General features: G+C 68.2%; 22 protein-coding genes. 15 read left to right on the forward strand and 7 right to left on the reverse strand.

Going from position 1 to position 21,939, the window contains the following annotated elements:
• Positions 1 to 56: 56 nt before the first annotated feature.
• The 3 genes from E4J89_RS11885 to E4J89_RS11895 all read left to right on the forward strand — a co-directional run bounded on the left by E4J89_RS11885 (position 57) and on the right by E4J89_RS11895 (position 2,901).
• Entirely contained in the window at positions 57 to 671 is a 615-nt protein-coding gene (locus E4J89_RS11885) for an SIS domain-containing protein (protein WP_240691869.1), read from the forward strand.
• Positions 668 to 2,029 carry a PfkB family carbohydrate kinase gene (locus tag E4J89_RS11890; protein ID WP_136786352.1) on the forward strand — a complete coding sequence of 454 codons (1,362 nt, stop codon included), beginning with the start codon at positions 668 to 670 and terminating at the stop codon, positions 2,027 to 2,029. Before E4J89_RS11885 ends, E4J89_RS11890 begins: the two co-directional genes overlap by 4 nt.
• Before the next feature lie 170 nt (positions 2,030 to 2,199).
• Entirely contained in the window at positions 2,200 to 2,901 is a 702-nt protein-coding gene (locus E4J89_RS11895; RefSeq protein ID WP_136786353.1) for an SDR family oxidoreductase, read from the forward strand.
• Here E4J89_RS11895 and E4J89_RS11900 read toward each other — a convergent pair.
• The gene (locus E4J89_RS11900; protein WP_136786354.1) at positions 2,867 to 4,057 is read right to left on the reverse strand and encodes a glycosyltransferase family 9 protein; all 1,191 of its coding nucleotides are present in this window, start codon (positions 4,055 to 4,057) and stop codon (positions 2,867 to 2,869) included. The two genes, E4J89_RS11895 and E4J89_RS11900, sit on opposite strands and share 35 nt — an antisense overlap.
• Before the next feature lie 568 nt (positions 4,058 to 4,625).
• Here E4J89_RS11900 and E4J89_RS11905 point away from each other — a divergent pair.
• From E4J89_RS11905 to E4J89_RS11915, 3 genes are read left to right on the forward strand one after another with little or no spacing between them, the layout of a single operon-like run.
• Positions 4,626 to 6,020 carry an aldehyde dehydrogenase family protein gene (locus E4J89_RS11905; protein WP_136786355.1) on the forward strand — a complete coding sequence of 465 codons (1,395 nt, stop codon included), beginning with the start codon at positions 4,626 to 4,628 and terminating at the stop codon, positions 6,018 to 6,020.
• Positions 6,017 to 7,558, forward strand: a complete 1,542-nt coding sequence (gene rfaE2 / locus E4J89_RS11910; protein WP_136786356.1) for a D-glycero-beta-D-manno-heptose 1-phosphate adenylyltransferase — start codon at positions 6,017 to 6,019, stop codon at positions 7,556 to 7,558. Before E4J89_RS11905 ends, rfaE2 begins: the two co-directional genes overlap by 4 nt.
• The gene (locus E4J89_RS11915; RefSeq protein WP_136786357.1) at positions 7,555 to 8,412 is read left to right on the forward strand and encodes a glycosyltransferase family 2 protein; all 858 of its coding nucleotides are present in this window, start codon (positions 7,555 to 7,557) and stop codon (positions 8,410 to 8,412) included. Before rfaE2 ends, E4J89_RS11915 begins: the two co-directional genes overlap by 4 nt.
• Positions 8,413 to 8,480: 68 nt before the next feature.
• On the opposite strand, the gene E4J89_RS11920 is transcribed toward E4J89_RS11915, so the two are convergent.
• Positions 8,481 to 8,804: a hypothetical protein gene (locus E4J89_RS11920; protein ID WP_136786358.1), complete on the reverse strand. Its 324-nt coding sequence runs from the start codon at positions 8,802 to 8,804 to the stop codon at positions 8,481 to 8,483.
• A gap of 302 nt (positions 8,805 to 9,106) precedes the next feature.
• On the reverse strand, positions 9,107 to 9,844 hold the full coding sequence (locus tag E4J89_RS11925; RefSeq protein ID WP_136786359.1) for a hypothetical protein: 738 nt from the start codon (positions 9,842 to 9,844) through the stop codon (positions 9,107 to 9,109).
• 211 nt (positions 9,845 to 10,055) lie between these two features.
• Between E4J89_RS11925 and E4J89_RS11930 the strand changes: the two genes are divergently transcribed.
• The 3 genes from E4J89_RS11930 (at position 10,056) to E4J89_RS19400 (ending at position 12,834) form a co-directional block, all read left to right on the forward strand.
• A complete protein-coding gene (locus E4J89_RS11930; RefSeq protein ID WP_136786360.1) occupies positions 10,056 to 11,240 on the forward strand; it encodes a TerC family protein in 1,185 nt (394 codons plus the stop codon).
• A 58-nt stretch (positions 11,241 to 11,298) separates the two neighbouring features.
• On the forward strand, positions 11,299 to 11,526 hold the full coding sequence (locus E4J89_RS11935) for a hypothetical protein (protein ID WP_136786361.1): 228 nt from the start codon (positions 11,299 to 11,301) through the stop codon (positions 11,524 to 11,526).
• A 150-nt stretch (positions 11,527 to 11,676) separates the two neighbouring features.
• The gene (locus E4J89_RS19400) at positions 11,677 to 12,834 is read left to right on the forward strand and encodes a Vms1/Ankzf1 family peptidyl-tRNA hydrolase (protein ID WP_169303994.1); all 1,158 of its coding nucleotides are present in this window, start codon (positions 11,677 to 11,679) and stop codon (positions 12,832 to 12,834) included.
• A gap of 124 nt (positions 12,835 to 12,958) precedes the next feature.
• Here E4J89_RS19400 and E4J89_RS11945 read toward each other — a convergent pair whose 3' ends face one another.
• The gene (locus E4J89_RS11945; RefSeq protein WP_136786362.1) at positions 12,959 to 13,327 is read right to left on the reverse strand and encodes a DsrE family protein; all 369 of its coding nucleotides are present in this window, start codon (positions 13,325 to 13,327) and stop codon (positions 12,959 to 12,961) included.
• 2 nt (positions 13,328 to 13,329) lie between these two features.
• The gene (locus E4J89_RS11950; RefSeq protein WP_136786363.1) at positions 13,330 to 13,587 is read right to left on the reverse strand and encodes a metal-sensitive transcriptional regulator; all 258 of its coding nucleotides are present in this window, start codon (positions 13,585 to 13,587) and stop codon (positions 13,330 to 13,332) included.
• Between the two features lie 123 nt (positions 13,588 to 13,710).
• On the opposite strand from E4J89_RS11950, the gene E4J89_RS11955 reads away from it, so the two are divergent.
• The 3 genes from E4J89_RS11955 to E4J89_RS11965 all read left to right on the forward strand — a co-directional run bounded on the left by E4J89_RS11955 (position 13,711) and on the right by E4J89_RS11965 (position 16,630).
• Positions 13,711 to 14,328: a rhodanese-like domain-containing protein gene (locus tag E4J89_RS11955; RefSeq protein ID WP_136786364.1), complete on the forward strand. Its 618-nt coding sequence runs from the start codon at positions 13,711 to 13,713 to the stop codon at positions 14,326 to 14,328.
• Positions 14,325 to 15,083: a sulfite exporter TauE/SafE family protein gene (locus tag E4J89_RS11960; protein ID WP_136786365.1), complete on the forward strand. Its 759-nt coding sequence runs from the start codon at positions 14,325 to 14,327 to the stop codon at positions 15,081 to 15,083. The genes E4J89_RS11955 and E4J89_RS11960 overlap by 4 nt, the downstream gene beginning before the upstream one ends.
• A gap of 146 nt (positions 15,084 to 15,229) precedes the next feature.
• Positions 15,230 to 16,630: an MBL fold metallo-hydrolase gene (locus E4J89_RS11965; RefSeq protein ID WP_136786366.1), complete on the forward strand. Its 1,401-nt coding sequence runs from the start codon at positions 15,230 to 15,232 to the stop codon at positions 16,628 to 16,630.
• Between the two features lie 48 nt (positions 16,631 to 16,678).
• On the opposite strand, the gene E4J89_RS11970 is transcribed toward E4J89_RS11965, so the two are convergent.
• Together E4J89_RS11970 and E4J89_RS11975 are read right to left on the reverse strand one after the other, a co-directional pair.
• Entirely contained in the window at positions 16,679 to 18,568 is a 1,890-nt protein-coding gene (locus tag E4J89_RS11970) for a glycogen debranching N-terminal domain-containing protein (protein ID WP_136786367.1), read from the reverse strand.
• Between the two features lie 68 nt (positions 18,569 to 18,636).
• The gene (locus E4J89_RS11975) at positions 18,637 to 18,903 is read right to left on the reverse strand and encodes a hypothetical protein (protein ID WP_136786368.1); all 267 of its coding nucleotides are present in this window, start codon (positions 18,901 to 18,903) and stop codon (positions 18,637 to 18,639) included.
• 162 nt (positions 18,904 to 19,065) lie between these two features.
• On the opposite strand from E4J89_RS11975, the gene E4J89_RS11980 reads away from it, so the two are divergent.
• The 3 genes from E4J89_RS11980 to E4J89_RS11990 all read left to right on the forward strand — a co-directional run bounded on the left by E4J89_RS11980 (position 19,066) and on the right by E4J89_RS11990 (position 21,924).
• Positions 19,066 to 19,698 (forward strand): FCD domain-containing protein, encoded by a 633-nt coding sequence (locus E4J89_RS11980; RefSeq protein ID WP_169303995.1) that lies wholly within the window; start codon positions 19,066 to 19,068, stop codon positions 19,696 to 19,698.
• A gap of 218 nt (positions 19,699 to 19,916) precedes the next feature.
• Complete coding sequence (locus E4J89_RS11985; RefSeq protein ID WP_136786411.1) at positions 19,917 to 21,341, forward strand: MFS transporter; 1,425 nt, start codon at positions 19,917 to 19,919, stop codon at positions 21,339 to 21,341.
• 70 nt (positions 21,342 to 21,411) lie between these two features.
• Entirely contained in the window at positions 21,412 to 21,924 is a 513-nt protein-coding gene (locus tag E4J89_RS11990; RefSeq protein ID WP_136786370.1) for a DinB family protein, read from the forward strand.
• The last annotated feature ends 15 nt before the right edge of the window (positions 21,925 to 21,939 follow it).

A 21,939-nucleotide genomic window follows, 5' to 3' on the forward strand; every position in this document is an offset into this window, starting at 1 on the left:
GCCCTGCACTCGTCCCGGTGCCTGCGGTTCTCGAGCGGCAGACCGGAAACGAAGCGGTGGACGCAGTGCTGGCACACCTGGGCGCCGTCGAGCCCGCAGTGCAGTCGCTGCGTGCCCAGGCGGCCCAACTGGCCGGCTGGGGGAGCGAGCTGGCCCGGCGACTGCTGGCCGGCGGGCGCCTGCTGGCAGCCGGCAACGGCGGCTCCGCCGCAGAAGCACAGCACCTGACCGCTGAACTGGTGGGCCGTTTCGACGGCGAACGCCAGGCCTTCTCCGCCATCTCACTGCATGCGGACACGTCCGCCGTCACGGCGATTTCCAACGACTACGGCTACGACCATCTCTTTGCCCGGCAGGTGCTGGGCCACGGGCGGCCCGGCGATGTGCTGCTCCTGCTGACCACCAGCGGCAAGAGTGAGAACCTGCTGCGTGCCGCCGAGACAGCCCGCGGCATCGGCGTCACCAGCTGGGCGTTGACCGGCAGTGCGCCGAACCCGCTGACCAGGCTCTGCGACGACTATGTGGCCGTGGACGCGCAGCCCGCCAATGTGCAGGAAGGCCACCTGATGGCACTGCACGCCCTGTGCCGGGCGTTCGACGCCGAAGTGGCCCGGCACGGAAACGGCGCCGGAGCGCAGCACGGGCCGCAGGGCAGGGCGGCAGGATCATGAGGATTGTGGTGGTGGGCGACGTCCTGCTCGACGCCGATGTGGAAGGGGCAGCCACCAGGCTGAGTCCGGACGGGCCGGTGCCGGTGGTGGATGCCGCCGAAACGACCTACCGCGCCGGGGGAGCGGGGCTGGTGGCCCGGATGCTGGTCCGTGACGGCCGGGACGTCCTCTTGGTCACGGCATTGTCCGACGACGAGGCCTCCTCTCGGCTGCACGATGCCTTGGACGGCATCCCCGTCGTGGCCGGACCGACCGGAGCTCCAACGCCGGTGAAGACCCGCATCCGCGCCGGCGGCCAGTCGGTGGTCAGGGTGGACGAAGGCTGCGCCCCCGCCCCGTTGCCGGTCCCGACACTGGAGATGTTGGAGGCGCTCGGGACGGCCGACGCCATCATCGTGGCGGACTACGGCCGCGGACTGGCCGCAGCACCCGCGCTGCGCGATGCGCTGGCGCCGCTGGTGCACCGGATCCCGGTGGTCTGGGATCCGCACCCCGCCGGCCCGGATCCGATGGAGGGCGTGGCTGCCGCGACGCCGAACCTGCCGGAGGCCCTGCGGATGGCCGGGCTGGAAAAGGGCGGTACCGGTGCAGCAGCGCTCGCCGCCGCGGAACTGCGCTCGCGCTGGAACAGCAGCGCCGTCGTCGTCACCCTGGGCGAGGAGGGGGCGATGATCCAGCAGGACGGGGAATTGCCGCAGGCCATTCCCGCCCCCGCGACGGAGGCGGCCGACACCTGCGGGGCCGGCGACCGGTTCGCCGCTTCGCTGGCAACGGCCTTGGCGTCCGGGCAGCCGCTGAACACCGCGGTGGAGGAGGCGGTCAGGCAGGCGGCGGCCTTTCTGGCTTCCGGCGGCGTGGCCTCGTTGCGGCAGGACAGGGAACCGGTCCCATTGCGCGGGCCGGAAGTGGACGCCATGCGGGTCGCCGCGCAGGTCCGCGAAGCCGGCGGCACGGTGGTGGCCACCGGAGGCTGCTTCGACCTGCTGCACGCAGGCCACGCGCGGACGTTGGCTGCCGCACGGAAGCTGGGCGACTGCCTGGTTGTCTGCCTCAATTCGGACGATTCGGTCCGCCGCCTGAAAGGCGAGGGACGCCCGATCATGAACCAGCGGGATCGCGCCGAGCTGCTGCTGGCACTGGAGTGCGTGGACGCCGTGCTGGTTTTCGATGAAGCCACGCCCGAATCGGCGCTGGAACGGTTGCGGCCGGACATCTGGGTCAAGGGCGGCGACTACACCGCCGACCAGCTGCCCGAAGCCCGGCTGCTCCAGTCCTGGGGCGGGCAGACCATCACGGTGCCCTACTACCCGGCCCGTTCCACTACCGGCTTGGCCGCCGCGCTGGCGAAAGTCGGCTGACGCACCGGACCCTCAACAATCCAGTCGCACCGGACCCTTAACAATCCATTCGCATTGGACCCAACAATCCAGTGGAGAGAAGAGAAGAACTACGGGCCCTTGGGATGCCGTTTTCTTTCCACTCAATAACCCGGGTGAGATCCCTCATCCCTGAACCTTAGGAGGAAAACATGAGCAGTGCAGCAACCAACCCCGGCCGGGTCCTGGTCACCGGCGGAGGATCCGGGCTGGGCGCGGCGGTCGTGGACGCGGTCCTGGCAGCCGGCGGCACACCGGTGGTGCTGGACCGCGACGTGAGCCGGGTAAGCCAGGCCAAGAGCGTGGAGGTCGACGTCGCCGACCGCGCCGCCGTCGAAGCAGCCGTGCAGCAGGCCGCGGACACGCTCGGCGGGCTGGACGCCGTGGTGACGGCAGCGGGCATTGACCGCTGCGGCCGGCTGGAGGACGTCCCCGCAGAGGAATGGGAGAAGGTCATTGGCGTCAACCTGATGGGCACGGTCTCGGTGGTGCGGGCGGCACTGCCGCATCTGATGTCCTCGCACGGCCGGGTCATTACGGTGGCCTCGTCGCTGGGGATCAAGGCCGTCTCCGACGCCACCGCCTATTGCGCCTCCAAGTTCGGCGTGGTCGGTTTCAGCCGCGCGCTGGCGGCGGAGACCCGCGGGCAGATCGGCGTCACCACCATGATTCCGGCCGGCATGAAGACCAGATTCTTCGACGACCGCACCGAGCAGTACAAGCCGCAGGACGACTCCAGGCTCAACGACCCGGAACGCGTGGCCGAAGCCATCATCTTTGCGCTCTCACAGCCCAAAGGCTGCGAAGTGCGCGAGATGGTCATTTGCCACGAAGAAGAAGACTCGTGGCCCTAAGCTGACGGAGATCCGCGTAGACATCCTCGGCGCGGATCTCCGCGGTCAAGGAAAATTCATGCGGGCATCGTTCTGCCGTCCAGCCCACCTGGGTCAGATCTGCGCCGCAGAACGGACAGCGCGTCATCCAGGACATATGCACCCGGTGCAGGGTCCGGCCCAGCGCCCCGGCCATGATCATGTTTCCCACCCAGTAGATGCCCACCGTCGGGGTTCCGACGGCCTGGGCCAGATGCCGCGGCCCGCTGTCGTTGCCCAGCATCACGTCGCTGGCCCGCAGCACCGCGGACAGCTCATCCAATCCGAGCCGGCCGGCCACCGAACTGATGCTGCCGCCGCTGGCTGATCCGGCCGTCTCGCGGCCCCGTTCCACCACCTCGTCCGCCAGCGCGGCGTCGGACGGATCGCCCACCACCAGGACCTGACATCCGTCGTCGGCCGCCCAAGCCGCCACCTGGCCAAAGTGCGACGCCGGCCACCTCCTCCGCTGGTCGGTGGCACCTGGATGGATGGTCACCAGCGAGGGCCGGCCGTCGTCGAGCAGCCCGGCCAGCAACGTTTCCTCGTCGGCCAACGGCTTCAGTTCCGGCTGGAGCGCGGCAGGGGCGGCGCCGGCCAGGCCCACCACCTCCAGCGCACGCAACACCTCGTGCTGGTAGTAAAGGTAGGGGATGGACCGCTCCAGCTGAGCCGCATCTTCGGTCCGGGTACCCACCGTGTGGCGTGCGCCCAGTTCCAGCAGGAACGGGTTGGAAAACCTTCCGCCGCCGTGCAACTGCACCGCCAGGTCGAACTGCTCGCCGCGCATCCGCTGCTGGAACTCCGCCACTGCCCGCGGGTCCTCCGGTCCCGGCCGGACCCCCTCCGCGAACGGCAGCGGCTCTACCCGGTGTACCGGGCCGGACCGGCCGCGGAACAGGGCCGCGTGGGCCTCGGTGCCCAAGAGCGTCACGGTCGCCTCCGGATAGGCGGCGGCCAGCGATGCCAGGGCGGGAACCGAAAACAGCACGTCGCCCAAACCACCGCCGCGGAGAACCGCAATGTTCTGTACATCGTCGAAGGGCTGCAGCACCGGTCCGACTCCAAGGCCGTGCCTGGCTTCGGCACTCAACCTCTGGTCGCCGAAAGCGGCGCCTCCTGTGGAGGACTCGGTCATCTCCACCTCCTGGGTCCCAGCCCGCGGCCGTCGGTGTAGTCCGGCTGCGGGGATTCGTATCTGCAGCAGTCCCGGAGCATTCTGCGAGCCACAGCCCCAATACATCCCGCCCTCGCGGGCGCCCCTCGTGAACTTCACCCTAAAACGCATCAGGGCTGCTGGCCAGAGCCGGCAGCCCTCGTGAAGGTGCTCCCGGGCCCCCTTCGAAACCCTGCTGTGTCCCGAAGGAAACCCGGGACGGCCGGGAAGCCGGTAGGGCCCGGCCGCCAAGAAAACCCCGGCCGTTGTTGGACAGAAACCATGCCCACGTCGGGAAGAAAACCGGCTGCTGGCACCCACAAAACCAAGGCCGCGGTGGAGAAATCCGGCTACGGCGGAGACTGTCTGAAAGCGCCCGGCGAGGGGTAGGAAACCAGTACCACGCGATGCGGCAGGCGCTGCCGTCGGCGGCGGGTCCGGCGGAGGCGAACCCGCCCGCGGCGGACGGCGCACCGGTATGGCGTATATGTGGACCTGCACCAGCGACCAGCGGGCCGGCCTTGGCCCCGCCTTGGACGGAAGGAGCGATATGACCACCGATTCCGATACTGCCCGGGACATTGCCTCACTGGAGGTGTACGACCCCAGAGACGGCAGCCTGGTGGGAGCGCTGGAGGAAGCGACTTCGGACGATGTGCTCGCCGCCGCTGCTTCCGCCAAGGCGGCCCAACCCGGCTGGGCCGGGACCGACGCTGCCGCCCGCGGGGAACTGCTGGAAGCCGTCGCCGCAGCTCTGCAGGAGCACGCCGGTGAGCTTGCCGAGTTGAACGCGCGCGAAACCGGACGACCCGAGCAGGAAGCCTTGGAGGGCGTCATGGCCGGGGCCGGAACGCTGCGCCAGTACGCGCAGCTGGGTCCGGTGCACCGCGGCCGCAGCCTGCGCGGCGGCCAGTTGAACGTTGACTACTCGGTCAACGAACCTCGCGGCGTGGCGGCGGTGCTCACCCCTTGGAACGATCCGGTGGCGGTGGCGGCGGGGCTGTTGGGCGCGGCGCTGGCGGCCGGCAACACCGTGCTGCACAAACCCAGCGAACGCTGCCCGCACCTGGGCGCGCTATTGGGCCGGATTTTCGCCGACGTGCTGCCGGCGCACGTCATGACCACGTTGACCGGCGGTCCGGCCGTGGGTGCTGCGCTTGCCAGTGATCCGGACGTGGACGTCATCGCGCACATGGGCTCCAGCCTCGCCGGTGCCAGGATTGCCCGGGCTGCGGCGCTCACCGGGGCCCATGTCATCCGCGAGAACGGCGGCAATGATCCGCTGCTCGTGGACGAGGGCGTCGACCCGGCTTGGGCGGCCGAGCAGGCGGCCATCGGGGCGTTTGCCAACAGTGGGCAGATTTGCACCTCGGTCGAACGCATCTACGTGCACCGGGCCGTCGCCGAGCCGTTCTGCGAAGCGCTGGCTGCCGAGGCCCGCAAGCGCAACGCAGGAGGCCTGGCCCCGCTGGTGGACCGCAGGCTGAGGGACAGCGTGCACGCGCACGTCGCCGAGGCGCTCTCGCTGGGTGCGGTTGCCGCGGAAGGCGGTGCCGTGCCCGAAGGCCCCGGCTCGCACTACCCGGCGACCGTCCTGCTGGACTGCGCCGACCACATGGCCGTGATGCAGGAGGAGACCTTCGGTCCAGTGGCCCCGGTCCAGGTGGTGGACAGCTTCGACGACGGGCTCAAGCTGGCGGCGGCGGGCCGATACGGCTTGGCCGCCACCGTCCTGACGGCGGACATGGAGCATGCACACCGTGCCGCGGCGGTGCTCCAGGTCGGAACCGTCAAGGTCAACGCAGTCTTCGGCGGCGCGCCCGGCGGCTCCGCCCAGCCCCGCAGGGCCAGCGGCGACGGCTTTGGCTACGGGCCCGAACTGCTGGACGAATTCAGCACGGTCAAAGTGGTCCACATGGGCCTGCCCGGCGGAGCCCGGCCATGAGCACCCCGGCCATGAGCACCCCGCTGTCGGACGTTTCCGGGCTCGCCGGCTGGCTGCCGGCCCGGCTGGCCCAGGCCGCCCCGCACGTCACCGTGGTGGGCGACGTGATGCTGGACGGCTGGTTCAGCGGACGGATCGAACGGTTCTGCCGGGAGGCACCGGCACCGGTGGTGGACATGAGCAAGCGAGAGTATGCCCCGGGCGGCGCCGCCAACACCGCCATGAACCTGGCTGCCCTCGGCGCGCGGGTGCGGATGGTCGGCTTGATCGGTGCCGACGACGCCGGACGCCGGCTGCGCTCGCTACTGCAGGAAGCGGGGGTGGACACCTCGGGGCTGGTGGAACACGAAGGCGTCCTGACCACCACCAAGTACCGGATCATCGGCGGCGACCAGATCATGCTGCGCCTGGACGAGACGATGGACCAGGTGCCCGAAGCGGCCCAGGAACAGCTGGCTGCGGCAGTGCCCGCGGCCCTGGCCGGCAGCGACGCGGTCGTGGTCTGCGACTATGGCTCCGGAGGGTTGGGCGACCCGGTGCGCGAGGTACTGGTCCGGCACCGCGGCGGGCGGCTGCTGGTGGTCGATGCCCATGACCCCCGGCTGTGGTCGGGGATCGCCCCGGATCTCGTCACCCCTAACGCCGCAGAAGCCGCCGGCCTCTTGGGTGTGGTGTTGGACCCGGACACGGACCGGGCTGCCGCAGTGGCCACCCGCGCAACCCGGCTGCTGGAGGCAACCGGGGCGGGCGCCGCCGTCGTCACACTGGACAAGGACGGCTCACTCCTGTTGATGCACGACGGCGGAACTCACCGCACGTGGGCAAGCCCGGTCAGCGAGAAGCAGGCATCGGGGGCGGGTGACACGTATGTGGCGTGCCTGACCGTGGCTCGGGCCGTCGGCCTGCCGTTGACCACCAGCCTGGATCTGGCCCAGGCGGCGGCCGACGTGGTGGTGCACCGGCGTGGCACCTCTGTCTGCAGTACCTCGGATCTGGCCGCGCACCTGGGAACTTTCTCGGATGCGGCCCTGGATGCGGAAGAACTTGGGCAGGCTGTGGCTGCGGAGCGGGCGTCCGGCCGGCGGATTGTGCTGACGAACGGATGTTTCGACGTGCTGCACCGCGGACACACCCGCTACCTGACCCAGGCCAAGCAGCTGGGCGATGTGCTGGTGGTGGCGCTAAACAGCGACGCGTCCGCTCGGCGCCTGAAGGGACCAGACCGGCCGATCAACGCCGCCGCGGACCGGGCCGGCATCATCGCCGCGCTGAGTTGCGTGGACTACGTGACCGTGTTCGACACGGACACGCCCATCCCGCTGATCGAGGCAATCCGGCCGGACATCTATGCCAAGGGCGGGGACTACTCGCCGGAGATGCTCGAGGAGACCGCGGTGGTGGAGGCCTGCGGCGGCGAGGTCTGCATCCTGGATTATGTCGCCGATCATTCCACCACGGCCGTAGTCCGCCGCATCCGTGGCTCGACGCCTTCTCCGGAGTCGGGCTCGCCTCAGACGGCAGGAACCGATCCGGCATGAGTCGCAGGAGTGCGGGCAGCTGGGCCGCGCCGCCAGCTGAGCCGGGGCCCGAGCTGGATGTGCTGGTGCCCAGTTACGGCCGCGAAGCGGAGTTGGCCGTGACGCTTTCCGGCCTGGCCACCCAGGACGGCCCGCCGTTCTCCGTGGTGATCAGCGATCAGTCCGACGGAGCACCCGCGTGGGAGCATCCGGCCGTCGCAGCGATGACCAGGGTACTGCAGGCCCAGGGCCGGCCGGTACGGCTGGAACGGCATCTGCCCCGCCGCGGCCTGGCCGAGCAGCGCGACTTCTTGCTCGGCCTGGCCACCGCCGAATTGGTGCTATTCCTGGACAACGACGTGTGGTTGGAACCGGGCATGCTGGCCCGAATGACTGCGGCCATCCGGCAGGAGGATTGCGGGTTTATAGGCGCTGCTGTGCAAGGCATGTCTTTCCTGGACGATGTGCGCCCGGGGGAGCAGGAGCCCTTCGAACTGTGGGACGGCCCGGTGGTCCCGGAGCGGATCCGGCCTTCCGACGAACGGTTCGCCCGCTGGCAGCTGCACAACGCGGCCAACCTGACCCACATCGCCGCTGAGCTGGGGATTGCCGACGGCTGCTGGCGGCTGTACAAGATCGCGTGGGCCGGTGGCTGCGTGCTGTACCGACGGGATGCTTTGCTGGACTGCGGCGGCTTCGAGTTCTGGCGGGAACTGCCGCCCGGTCACGCCGGCGAGGATGTGGTGGCGCAGTTGAAAGTCATGGAACGCTACGGCGGAGCAGGCATCCTGCCCTCCGGTGCTGTGCACCTGGAATCGCCGACCACTGTCACCGACCGTTCCACCGAAGCCTCAGACGTGATCCTGCGCGAATAAGGCCTGACCCCCGCCACGATGCCCCTCTGCGTCCTGAGTTGCAGCGCAGGCGGGGCAGTGCCTGGGGACTACTCGTGGTCCTGCCAGCCGTCGGTCTCGGTGTAGCTGGCGACCAAGGTGCCCGCGCCGGGCTGCATTGAGTCGTCGGGGTCGTCGAAGAGGCGTGCTTGGTCCGCCTTGCTGTGCGACAGGATGGATTCTGCAGCTTCTTTGGCTTCTGCCAGGGATGCCCCGAAGACCTCGGACCGGACGGGCAGACTGTCAGTCCTGACGACGTCAGCATCGGTTTCGCTGAGTGGCACCGTATAGCCGCGTTGCTCTTCGCTGACCGGAAATTCGAAATTCCCCTCGTCCGGATCGGCCGGAACGACATACTCCAGGTAATAGGACATGTGGTGCTCCCTTCAGCGTTGGCCGGCTTCGAGATCGTCGTGCGGCTGACAGTTCGTCGAAAGCTATCACCCATGACCGGCCTGTGTCCTAGGTGGTGTCCTTGGAAGCGGCCACGGCGGGCAGATCCAGACCCGGAGTCCGTAGGTCCGGATGCCTGGATTCCGTGGCAGCCCCGGCCCGGTGTGCCATGATCAGCGCGCGGTGGTCACGTGGGTTTGTCGCGGTCAGCCGGTGGGTATGGATGGTGTGCCTTGGTCAGGCGCGCGACGTGCTTTGCATGGTGTGCCTGGCGAAGGGTGCGTTACGGATGCGGGGTAGCGGTGATTTCGACGTCGGTGCTGCCGCCTTCTGTGACGACGAATGCTGCGCTGGTTCCGGTGAAGGCGGGCCCAACCCCTCCGGGGTCGGTGCAGTAGGCGGTGAGGTTAATTTCGCCGGCTGGCAGTTCCAGCACTGTGGTGCCGCTTTCGTTGGCTTCAACGGCCAACGCCACGCCACTGCCGGACATGGAGCCCCCTGCCGAATACAGGCTGACGGTGGGTGTGCTGATGAGCTTACAGACGTAGGCGCCGTGTCCGGCCTGGCCGAAGGCGGCGCCGGTGCCAACAACGATCCGGGCCTTGGCCTCGCCGGTGGGACGGTCTTGTGTATAGCCCGTGGCAGGGGGGCCGTCGCTTAGATTGCCGGGTGGTGTTGGCTGCGGTGGGGCGTTCTTTTGGTCGGGGGCTGGATCGGGAGCCGCCAGTTGGGTAGATCGCGCGCCCGAACCGGCCGATGCACCGGGGGAGTTGCCAGCAGCCGCGTCCGGCGTCGCGGTTCCGGACAACTCCTGTTCGGGTGAGGGCACGGGCGCGGGCACAGCGGCGGGCGTGTTGGACGCGGGTAGGGGCGCGGGGTCTGGCGCCGGCGCCGACGGAGCGGGCTCCGACTCGGACGCGGTTGCGGGCGGCGGCGCCGTTGCGTTCTCCGCGACGGCGGAGCAGCCGGCCACGGCAGCGACCAGCACGGCAGCGGTCAGCAGAGGCAGGGCCCGTTCCATAAACAGATCCTGCCGAGCCCACCTTGGGTTTCCCTTGCAGCATTAGGCGGGCACCGCCGTCGTCGTTAGACTGACAAATGCGTAAGGGAGTATCCCCCATGCGCTGCAGCCGTCAACACGTAGGGCACCGACGCCCGGCCGGCTGCAGCGACCGGCAATGCCGGAGGAGAGACTTGCGGGTCAAACCGCTACCCGCTTACGAAAGGGAACCATGAGCGTTTCTCCCCTTATCTGGGGCATCACGATCGTCGTTATCCTCGCGCTGCTCGCCTTCGACTACTTCTTCCACATCCGCAAAGCGCATGTGCCGTCACTGAGGGAAGCCGCCATTTGGTCCGCCCTCTACGTGGGCATAGCCATCGTCTTCGGCATTCTGGTGCTGATCTTTGGCGGTCCGGCGATGGGCTCGGAGTACTTCGCCGGCTACATCACCGAGAAGGCGCTCTCGGTGGATAACCTGTTCGTTTTCCTAATCATCATCGCCAGCTTCAAGGTGCCCCGCGAAGACCAGCAGAAGGTGCTGCTGTTCGGCATCGTCTTCTCGCTGATTGCGCGCACCGGGTTCATCTTCCTGGGCGCCGCGCTGATCAACTCGTTCGCGTGGGTGTTCTACGCCTTCGGCCTGATCCTCATCATCACGGCCGGCAACCTGCTCAAGCCTTCCCACGGGGGCGACGAAGCAGACAACTTCATCATCCGGGTGGCCAAGCGCTTCTTCCACACCACCGATTATTACGACGGCGACAAGCTGTTCACCATCCAGAACGGAAAGCGTGCCCTGACTCCCATGCTGCTGGTCATGGTGGCCATCGGTGGCACGGACATCCTGTTTGCGCTGGACTCCATTCCCGCAATCTTCGGCTTGACGCAAAACGTGTACATCGTCTTTACCGCCACGGCGTTCTCGCTGATGGGTCTGCGCCAGCTGTACTTCCTGATCGACGGACTGCTGGACCGGTTGATCTACCTGTCCTACGGTCTGGCCGCCATCCTTGCATTTATTGGCGTGAAGCTGATCCTGCACGCACTGCATGAGAACAACTTGCCCTTCATCAACGACGGCAACCCGGTGCCGGTCATAGAGATCTCGACCGGAGTCTCACTCACCGTGATCATCGGCGTCCTGGTCATCACCGTGGTGGCATCGCTGGTGAGCAAGGCCGGCAAGGCGCAGAACGCCATCAACAATGCACGCCGCCACGCGGTCAGCTACATCGACCTCTCCTACACCGCAGATCCAGCCGAGCGCGAACGGATTTACGGACTGTTGGTGCAGGAAGAGCGCCAGATCGAGCAGATGGAGCCGAAGTACCGCAACAAGGCCAAGGACGTGGACAAGATCCGCGAGCAAGTGGCCGAAGCACACCGGCAGCACGCCGAGTATCAAAGGGGCTAAGCCGGGCGAGTCCGGAGGGGCCTAGTCTGGCCCCTCCGGATCGGCCTACGGTGGGAACATGGCTGATGAACGCAGGACCGGCGGGCAGCCCGGCAACCCGCTGATGATGGGCCTGATCTTCGGGATCCTGCTGGGCGTGGTGATTTCCTCAGTGACCGGCCAATGGTGGTGGATCGCCGTCGGCGTGGCTCTGGGAGCGGCGGTCAGCGGGGGCCGGGCAGCGGCGCTGAGGAGGGGCCGCGGACCGGGCCCGGAGAGCAAAAATCCGCATCCCGACCGCGGTTAAACGCAGGCCGAACCAGGCCCGGTGAACTGATTCGCCGGGCCGCTTCGGATAAGTTCTGCAGCCCCTTCAAGGGCCAAACTTCCGGTGCTACCGTGAGGGCTACTGATCAAGAAAACCCCGCATTTCCTATCGCCCGGGAAGGTGATCACGATGGCCGAGCAGGTCAATACGACCCACGCAGCAAACAAGAAGTACGCCGAGCTGTACAAGAAGCCGGGACCGTGGATTACGGTCTACGTTGATGCCAGCACCGGAACCGCGGATACGCTCCGCGCCGGAGACATCTTGCCGGACAGGCTGCGTGAATCGCTCGAGAAGCAAGGCGCCGCGAAAGCGGATATTCAGGCAGTGATCGAGGCTGTTTCGCCGGCCACCGGCATGCCGTCGCCGGTCCGCCGCTACGTGCTGGTCCGCGGCGGCGAGGCAGAAGTCAACGAGGTGCTTCCGGGCGCGATGTCCGGGCCCGAAGTCGTCGAAGCCGGACCGATTCCGGACCTGGTGCCGCTGCTCAAGGCACGCGGTGAGGACTTCCCGTACGTTGTGGCAGAGGTCGGCCGGGATGGCGGTGAAGTCCATCTGCAGTACGCGCGCCGAAACGGCGTGGCGGAAACGACGACGGTGGAAGGCGACCGGGAGAACCTCACCAAGATCCCCGGCGGCGGCTGGTCGCAGGGCCGCTACCAGCACCGCACCGAGGAAATTTGGCGCAAGAACGCCGATGAAATTGCGGCCGAGATTGATCGTGTGGTGCAGGCCAGCAAGGCGCGGCTATTGATCATCGCGGGCGATATCCGGGCCCGTGAACTGGTGGTCGAGCAACTCTCCGAAGCCAGCCGGGCGATCGAATCCACCTTCGAGTCGCACACCCGCACCGGAGGCGCCGACAAGGACGCGCTGCGGACCGAAATCGCCGCCCGGGTGGCCCACGTCTGGACGGAACAGCGCAAAGCCATCCTGGACCGGCTGGCCAACCAGACCGGGCAGGCCCACCCGGAGTGGACCGTGGGGCTGGGCGAGTGCATCCGGGCGCTGCAGCAGGCGCAGGTCGGCACGTTGATCATGAACGACAACGCCCTCGCCGACCACCACGTCAATGTGCTGAACGCGGAACCCTGGATCGCCACGGCCGGCGAGCAACCGGTCAACGGTGAGCTGCTGGCCAAGATCCCCGCGCCGGCGGCGCTGGTGCGGGCCGCTGCGCTGACCGATGCCCGGGTGGCCATGGTCCCCGAAGGTGCGCTGCCGGGAGGCAAAAGCATCGCGGCGCTGCTCCGCTGGCCCACCGGCCCGGACGTGCCGCGCGGCTAGCGGAGACGCAGAGAGCGCGACGGCGGCGCCCCGCTAGCGCCGCGGCGCTGGCAGAGACACGCCCCGCGACGGCGCAACGCAGGTGTGCGTGCGGGGCAGAGGCACCAAAGGAACACCAAAGGGATTAGAGCCTGACGTAGGCCCAGCCGCCCCATTGGCGCTGGGCCAGGTGGGCGATGGCAGCGGGCACCGTGTCAACGCCGGGGATAAGGTCTTGTGCTGCGAGGCCTGCCGAGCGCAGGCTGTTGCCGCAGGCGAGGATGCGCACGTCCAGCTGTGCGGTGCTGCTGATGGCTCCGACGCTCGGTGAGTCCGAGGCCAGGAGCGTGACGCCTGGCCCCTGGATGACTACTTCGATGCCAGCCCCCGGGCCAAGTTCGGCACGGGCATTGGCGGCGCTGCGCAGGATTCCGGCGAGGGCGTCCCGCTCCAGTTGGCCGGCGGAGTGAATGAGCAGACCTCGGGCGTCCCCATGCTGCTTAGTGGGCTCCATGGTCAGGCGAGGGAGAGGAATAGCTTTTCCAGGTCCTTGGTATTCATGCTGGCATCCTGCTGGGTGATGCACTGCTCCAGACCGGTGGCGATGATGGCAAACCCGGCCTTATCCAAGGCTTTGGAAACGGCAGCCAGCTGCGTGACGACGTCCTTGCAGTCCCTGCCCTCCTCCAGCATCCGGGTGACGGCGGCGAGTTGGCCCTGCGCGCGCTTGAGGCGGTTAATCACGGGGCCGAGTTCGGTCGGGTTCAGTTCCAAAGGGTCTCTCCATACCTAGGATCGTTGGCCTCAACTATATACCCCCACCGGTGTTTTGACCACCCCCGGGGGTATGCGTAATACTCGGTGGGGTATTCAACACCCCCTACCGAGAGGCCACTGATGACTTCCCCCTCCACAGCTGGCGCCGTTAATGCACTGGCTCCTGAAACCTTGCGCTCCTGGCTTGCTGAACAGCAGGACCTTGTGGTGATCGATGTGCGCTCCGCAGCAGAGTTTGAGTCCATGCACATCCGCGGCTCGTACAACGTCCCACTGCCGCTTCTGTCAGAGCACGCGGATGAACTGGCGGGCCGGTTGGGATCCCGTGTTGTCCTGGTCTGCCAGTCCGGCGTACGTGCCGAGCAGGCCCGCCAGCGCATGGCCGGCGCCGGACTTGATGCCGCCCACGTCCTCACCGGCGGAGTGCCCGGGTTCGCTGCCGCCGGCGGCGAGGTCATCAGGGGCAGGGGTCGCTGGGGCCTGGAGCGGCAAGTCCGCCTGGCTGCAGGTTCTTTGGTGATGCTGGGCCTGGCCGGGGGCAGGTTCCTCTCGCCCAAGGTCCGCATGCTTTCCGGCGCCATCGGTACGGGCTTGACCTTCTCCGCTGCGACCAACACCTGCGCCATGGGCAAGGCCCTCTCGGCCATGCCGTGGAACAAGGCGGCCAAGGAGCCCACCCGCGAGAGCGCCATCCTGCAGCTCCCCGCCAGGGTGCCAGAAGAGAACACCGCGGCATGATGACCGCGCTGGGCCTGGGGCTCGCCGTCGGGCTTGTCCTGGGCGCGGTGGGCGCCGGTGGATCGATCATTGCCGTCCCGGCCCTGGTCTATGGGGTGGGCATGAGCCCGGCCCAGGCCATTCCCACCTCCCTGCTGGTGGTGGGTGCGTCCTCGCTAACCGCCCTGCTGCCCCGGATCCGGGAGGGTCTGAACTGGCTCGTGATCGCCCTGGTCGGAGCCGCCGGCATCCCGGCCGCCTGGGTGGGCGCCGCCGTCGGCCGGCTGCTGGACCCCAACATCCTGATGCTGGCATTTGCCGTCGTCATGGTGCTCGCAGGAATCCGGATGCTCACCGCAACGCGTGAAAGCGAAGGATCCTGCAGCAGCGGGCCAGGGCGAAACATCCGGTCCTGCGCGCCCAAGGCGGTGGGAGTCGGGCTGATCGTCGGCTTCCTCACCGGCCTGCTCGGAGTGGGCGGTGGCTTCCTGATTGTCCCGGCGCTGACCATCCTTCTCGGGTTGCGCGTGAAACAGGCGGTCGGAACGTCCCTGGCAATCATCGTCATCAATTCCGCCGCCGGGTTCAGCGCCCATGCTGCCGGGTTCAACATCGACTGGCCCACCACCCTTGCGTTCGCGGTCCCGGCAATCCTGGGATCCGTCCTCGCCGCCCGGCTGGCGCACCGCCTGACGAACAAGCACATCCGCATCTCATTTGCCGTGCTGATCTTCGCCGTCGCGGCGTGGGTCACTGCCGGCACCGTCACCGCCTGACCCGATCCTTAATCTGTTCTGCTGACGGCCCCCGGTGGCGGGTGTTCCGAGCGGAAAACCCCTTGCCACATACCCATGGGGGTATCTAAAATTGTGGCCAGAGCCCAAGAAAACTTCCTCCCCGTTTCCCTGAAGGAGAACACCAGATGCTTATCGAGCGCATTTACGACGAAGACCTGGCCCAGGCCAGCTACCTGATCGGCTGTCAGGCCAAGCGCGAAGCCGTTGTGGTGGACGGCCGCCGCGACATCGCCGTATACCAGGACCTTGCCGCGAAGAACGGCATGAAGATCGTGGCCGTGACCGAGACCCACATCCACGCCGACTACCTCTCCGGCACCCGCGAACTGGCCGCGGCCACCGGGGCGAAGATCTACGTCTCCGGTGAGGGCGGCCCGGACTGGCAGTACGGGTTCGACGGCGAGCGGCTCTACGACGGCGACACGATCACGCTGGGCAACATCAGCATCAAGGCAGTTCACACCCCGGGCCACACTCCGGAACACCTGTCCTTCCTGGTTACCGATGGCGCGTTCAGCGACCAGCCCGGGTACCTGCTCTCCGGCGACTTCGTCTTCTCCGGCGACCTCGGTCGTCCCGACCTGCTGGATGAAGCTGCCGGTGGCATCGATACCCGCTTCGAAGGGGCCAAGCAGCTCTTCGCCAGTCTGCGGGACAAGTTCCTGACCCTGCCGGACTACGTGCAGGTCCATCCGGCCCACGGTGCCGGCAGCGCCTGCGGCAAGGCGTTGGGCGCCATTCCGTCCTCCACGGTGGGCTACGAACGCCTCTTTGCCTGGTGGGGCCGCTACCTGGCCGCCAACGACGAGCAGGGCTTCATCGACGAGCTGCTGGACGGCCAGCCCGACGCGCACGCCTACTTCGGCCGGATGAAGCGGGAGAACCGCCAGGGCCCGCACATCATGGGGGAGCGCAGCCCGCTGCCCGAACTGGCCACCGACGTCGTTGCCGCCGGTCTGGCGGAGGATTCTCTAACCTTCATCGACACCCGCTCCAACAGCGAGGTCCATCAGGGCACCGTGGTCCGGTCGCTGAATGTCCCGGCAGGCAAGTCGGTGGCCAGCTACGGCGCTTGGGTGGTGAACCCGGAGACGGACAAGAACCCGCTGGTCTTACTGGCGCAAGACCAGGAGCAGGCCCAGGGCATCTGGGACCATCTGGTCCGGGTCGGCATCGACAACGTCGCCGGCTACCTGACCAGCATCGATGGGCTCCCCACCTTCGCCCCGCAACTCATCCAGCCCGAAGAACTCGACGGTTTCGACGCCGCCTTGGTCCTGGACGTCCGCAACAAAACCGAGCACATCGCCGGGCACATCCCCGGCTCCTACCAGCTCAGCGGCGGCCGCCTGATGTGGCACCTGGACGAGCTTCCGGCCGAAGGGGCCATCGTGACCTACTGCCAGAGCGGGGTGCGGAACTCGGTGGCTGCCAGCGCACTGCGCCGGGCGGGGTACGACGTCGTTGAACTCGACGGCAGCTACGCCGCCTGGGCTGCCTGGCAGGATCGCGTCCCGGCGGCCTAAGCAGGACCGCGTCCCTGCGGCCTAACCAGGACCGTGTACCTCCGGGAGTTACAGCGCGCTGGCCCGGAAGCCGCCCAGCGCCAGCGCCACTGGCACCGCGGCCGCGGCCGCACCGGCGTGCGGCCGGCAGGCCGACGGGTAGGGCAGTGGCGGACGGACTTCCAGCGCGGCCTGGCCGCTGAAGAGTTCCGGCAGCCGGTAGTCGAAACCCTCGGCGGCATCGAGCAGTCCCGCCGCCAACCGCGCGGCTTCCTCCTGGAAACCGGTGCGCAGCAGTCCCATCACGGTCCAGGCCGTGTCCTGGGTCCAGACTGCTCCGGCTCGGCGGCGGGTGGGCCAGTACGCCGGATTCGCCGCGGACAGCGAGCGGATGCCGTATCCGGTGAACAATGCGCGGTCCATCAGCCGGGCGGCCACCGTGCGGGTTTCCTCGGCGTCCAGCAGTCCGGTACCCAGCAGATTCCCCATGCCGGAGCCCACGCCGTCCACCTGCCGGTCCCGGTCGTCGAGGGCCATGGCCGGGTAGGGGCCGGCCTCGTCCGAGCACCAGAACCGGTTGCGGAAGTTGCCCGCCAGCCGCGACGCGTAGGCCCGCCACTCGTCGCCGGCGTTGGCTTCGCCGAAGTAGTCCAGCAGCACCCCTGCCGCGCGGGCGGCCTCATAGGCATAGGCCTGCAGGTCGGCCGGGGCAACGGTTCCACCGGCCGTCCTGCCATCCAGATAGCGGTAGGCTCCCCGGGTATCCCCGGCACCCTGGTGTCCGGGCCCCTGGAGCGGCGGCACCGGCATCGTCACGAAGCCGTCGCCGCCGGGGCCGGAGTGCTGGCGCAGCCAATCCAGCGCTGCCTCAAACTGTGGCAGCAGGTTGCGGACGGCGTCCTCGGGCATGCCGGAATGCCAGGCGTCGTGCAGCAGCACAATCCAGAGCAGCGTGGCCTCCGGTGAACCGTAGAGGACCGGGGGCAGTTCCCGGACCACGGCGTCCATGGCCATCGACAGCCGGCGCTGCCGCACTTCCTGGACCATGAGGCCGGGCCGTTCGCCCGTATCGTCCCGCTCCGCTGTGCCCTGCCAGCGCGCCACCGCACGCAGTGTTCCTTCCGCGACGCTGGAATCGATGGGCAGCATCAGCCGGGCGGCCACCAGCGACTCCCTGCCGTATAGCGTCAGGAACCACGGGGCACCGGCTGCCAAGAAAACATCGGCCGGGGCATCCCGCCCGGCCATGCGCAGGCTATTGAGGTCGCTCATTGAACGGCTCATCAGCCGCTGCAGCCTGGCGTCTCCGGCGACCGAGGGCGTGCGCAGCACCGGGGCGGCCGCAGCCGACAGGGGAGCCCCGGCGTCGTCGTAATCAATACTCCATGAGAGGACGACGACGGTGCCCGGCTTGAGCAGCGCGGTCCATTCCAGCCGGACCAAGCTGCCATCGAAGCCGGTCTCGGCGCCCTCGGCCGTCAGCACGGCGCGGGTACCGTCGCGCCAGCTCCAGCGGGCCTCGCCGGGGGCCACCGAACCGGCGTCGCCGGCCGCCCCCGCGCGTACCTGCTCCAGCGGGATGGCGTCGGCTACCAGATCCACCCGGACGTGGAGCTCCAGCTCATCCTGAAGCGCGGAGGTGAACGTCAATGCTTCGCCCAGCCTGCCGCCTTCCACCGCCCGGGAACGGTTCAGGGTCACCAGCGGGTCTGTGCCCTCCGCTGCGGTCCGCAGGAAGGAAAGGAAGTCGGCCCGGCCGGCAGACCGCGATTGGGTGGAGATCCACTCCGGCTCCTGGCCGTTCACCGTTAACAGGCAGCGGGCCAGCACGCGGTCGTCGCCGAAGTACACCCCCTGCGCCCCGTGCCCTCGGATCTGTCCGTGGCGTTCGCTCCACGCTTGGAGCGGAGCCGCGAAGACTCCGGTCAGGTCATGCACATACGGCTGGCGGTAGACCATGGACTCATCTTGGCAGCATCGGCTGCCTCAGAACAGTGCCGGGCCCGCTGCGGGGCGGCCGCAACGCTTCAGCCGCCGGCGCCTCCGGCCATCATGTCCGGCCCGCCCGGCGACCAGGAGAGATGGATTTCCACGCCGCTTTCCGTCTCCTCGATGACCATGCGCAGAGGCTCGCCGAACAGCTCCTCATGCGCCGCGGTGTCGCTTTCGCTTTGCTCCACCAAGTCGCTCAGCGCGGCAGCCATGGCCCGGCCCCAGTCGTGCGGGTTCTTGCTGTTGGCGGCGGCCGAGGCCGAATAGGTGGCGTTCATCCGGGCGCCGTACATGGCGTTCATCCGGGAACCTCCTGACACGTTTAGAACCTGCCGCACGACGCTGTGCCGCAGGTCCCATCAGATTAGCCAGCGGTCTGACCCTGATCCACCTTTTCACGTACATTACTCATATGTGACGCCAGTCATAAACGCAGGCGGCGGGAGATCTTTATGGTGGGCAGCATGACCGATCAGGCGGAAGTGGACAAGGCAGTCCAGAGGGTGCGGGACGAGATTCTGGCCGGCGGGCTGGCTCCTGGCACCACCGTGACCGTGTCCGGCCTCGCCAAGCGATTCGGCGCCGACGACGCCCAGATGCACCACGCCGTCGTGGCCCTTACCGAAGAAGGCCTGATCGAGGCGGCCGGGCATGAACACCGCATCGCCAACCTGGGACGGCAGCAGGCTGTCCAGCTCCTGGATGTGATGGGCGTCGTGCTGGTGGCGCTGTTCGAACGGGCCGCCCCGCGGTTGTCGCCCGACGAGATCAACAGAATGGCAACGCTGGCGGACGATCTGCGCACTGCCCTGCAGCACGAAGACATGCTGGCGTCGCACCGCGCCATCGGCGACCTGGTGGGCATCATCCTTCAGGCCGGCGACCATCAGGAACTGCGGGACGTGAACACCCATGTGCTTGACCGTTCGCTGGCCCGGCTGCACCTGTTCCAACACGCCATCGCCTATCCCATCTGGACCGACGGCTGGGTCGAGACCGTGCAGTACTTGCAGCGCGGCCAGCCCGAAGCTGCCGTGGAGAGGCTGCGCCGGACCTTCTGGATCCTCGCCGAAGAACTGGCGCCGGAGAGTTCGTAACCGGTCTGCAAGTCTGTCGGGCGGCGACGCCGTGACGGGATAAGGTGAAACCCGGCCGGATCCACACGGCCGTCCCGCCCGGCCGTTCGACCCCTGGACCAAGCTTGACCTCGCCCGCACAACAGACTGCCGATACCCGACCGCGTTCCGAGGACCGCTCCCGCTCCAGCAATAGCCCGGCGCCCCGGAAGTCCCGCCCGTTTGCGGGCCGCTTGACCGTGCTCGCCGGCATTTTGTTGCTCGCGCTGAGCCTGCGGCTGGCCGTCTCCGGCGTCTCACCGGTGCTGGCGGACATGGCTGCGGAGCTGCCGTTCGGGACCATTTCCACTGGCGTGTTGGGCATGCTGCCTACCGCGGCCTTCGCCGCCGCCGGGTTCGCCGTGCCCGTGCTGCTACGACGGTTCGGGCTGGAACTTCTGCTGCTGGTGGCAATCCTGCTGGCCGCGGTGGGCCAACTGGGCCGCGCGCTGGCCCCGGATGTGCCGACATTCCTGGTCCTGTCCGGCGTGACCATGGCCGGTTACGGCATGGGCAACATCCTGTTGCCGCCGCTGGTGAAGCGCTATTTCCCCGACCGGATCGGACTCATCACCGCGCTCTACGTGACGTTGCTGGCGGTCAGCACCGCGTTCAGCCCGCTGCTGGCCGTGCCTCTCGAGCAGGCCGCCGGCTGGCGGTTTTCGATCGGGGTCTGGGCCGCGGTGAGCGTCGCGGCCCTGGTGCCCTGGCTGACGACGGCCTGGGCCGAACACTCCCGGCGCAAAATCTCCCGGCTGGTGCTGCAGCCCTACCTCCCCGGCGGCCAGGAACCCGTTCAGCCGAATCCGGCGAATAACACCCCGTCGCCAATCGGCCCCGTCGGCCCAGGCGGTCCTGTCAGCCCCGCCGGCCCCGCCGGTCCCGGCGGTTCCGGCGGTCCCGGCGGTTCCGCACCGGGCGCGGGAGCCACCGCCACGGCAACAGTCATCACCTCCACCCCAACAGCCACCAGCACGACGGCGGTGCCCGTCTGGCGCTCGCCGCTCGCCTGGGGCCTGGCCCTGGTCTTCGCCGGAACCTCGTCGAATACCTTTGCCATGTTCACTTGGCTGCCGCCGCTGCTGGTGGACAGTGGAATGCTGCCGCCGAAGGCCGGCACCATGCTGGCTTACTACGCCATCCTGGCCCTGCCGACCAGCCTGCTGGTGCCGCTGGTCGCAGCGCGGCTGCGCAATCCGCTGGGCCTGGGGCTGCTCTTCATCGGTTTCTACGCAGCCGGCTACGCCGGCCTGCTGCTCTCGCCGTCGTTCGGCACCTGGCTGTGGATCACGCTGGCTGGCCTGGGCCAAGGCACCTTCGCCCTGGCGCTGCTGCTGGTCAACCTCCGGACCCGCACCACGGCCGGCGCCGGAGCGCTCTCCGGGTTCGCGCAGGGGATCGGCTACACCGTTGCCTGCGCCGGCCCGCTGGCCTTCGGCCTGCTGCACGACGTGAGCGGCGGCTGGGGAGCTTCCTTCGGTCTGCTGGGCGCTGCGCTGCTGCTTCTGGCGGTGGGCCTGATCATCGTGGGCCGGCCCCGGTATCTGGAGGATTTGCCCCAGCTGGAGAATTCGCCCCGACTGGAGGATTCACCGGCGTACCTGGAGGATTTGCCCCGCGGCTGAAGCTGCTGCCCGTTCCCCGGCCAGCCGGGCGCCGGTAGGCTGGCGCGAAAGTCAGCCACGAGGAGGCGCCATGAAGTTCAATGACCTGCTGGCCGATGCCTACGGGCGGATCCAGGAACGGGTCCACCATGTGCTGGAAGGCCTGGACGCGGACCAGTTGGCTGCCCGGCCGGGCGGCGACAGCAACTCAATCGCCTGGCTGGTTTGGCACCTGACCCGGATCCAGGACGACCACATTGCCGATGTCGCCGGTACGCGGCAGTACTGGCTGGCCGGCTGGTCGGAGCGCTTCGACCTGCCGCTGGCCGCGAAGGACCACGGCTTCGGCCACACGCCCGAACAGGTGGCGGCCGTCCGGGTGGAATCCGCAGACCTGCTGCGCGACTACTTCGACGACGTGCATGCCGGCACGCTGACCTACCTGGCCGGGCTCACCGAGGACGATCTGGACCGGATTGTCGACACGCGGTGGGACCCGCACGTCAAGCTCGGCGTCCGGTTGGTGAGCGTCATGGACGACTGTATGGAACACATCGGCCAGGCCGCCTACGTCAAGGGCATGCTCGCCCGCGGGGACGTCTAGCACTCGTGCTGGCGC

The organism is Arthrobacter sp. CAU 1506, from assembly GCF_005047635.1.
In the GTDB taxonomy this organism is placed as follows: Bacteria; Actinomycetota; Actinomycetes; order Actinomycetales; family Micrococcaceae; genus Crystallibacter.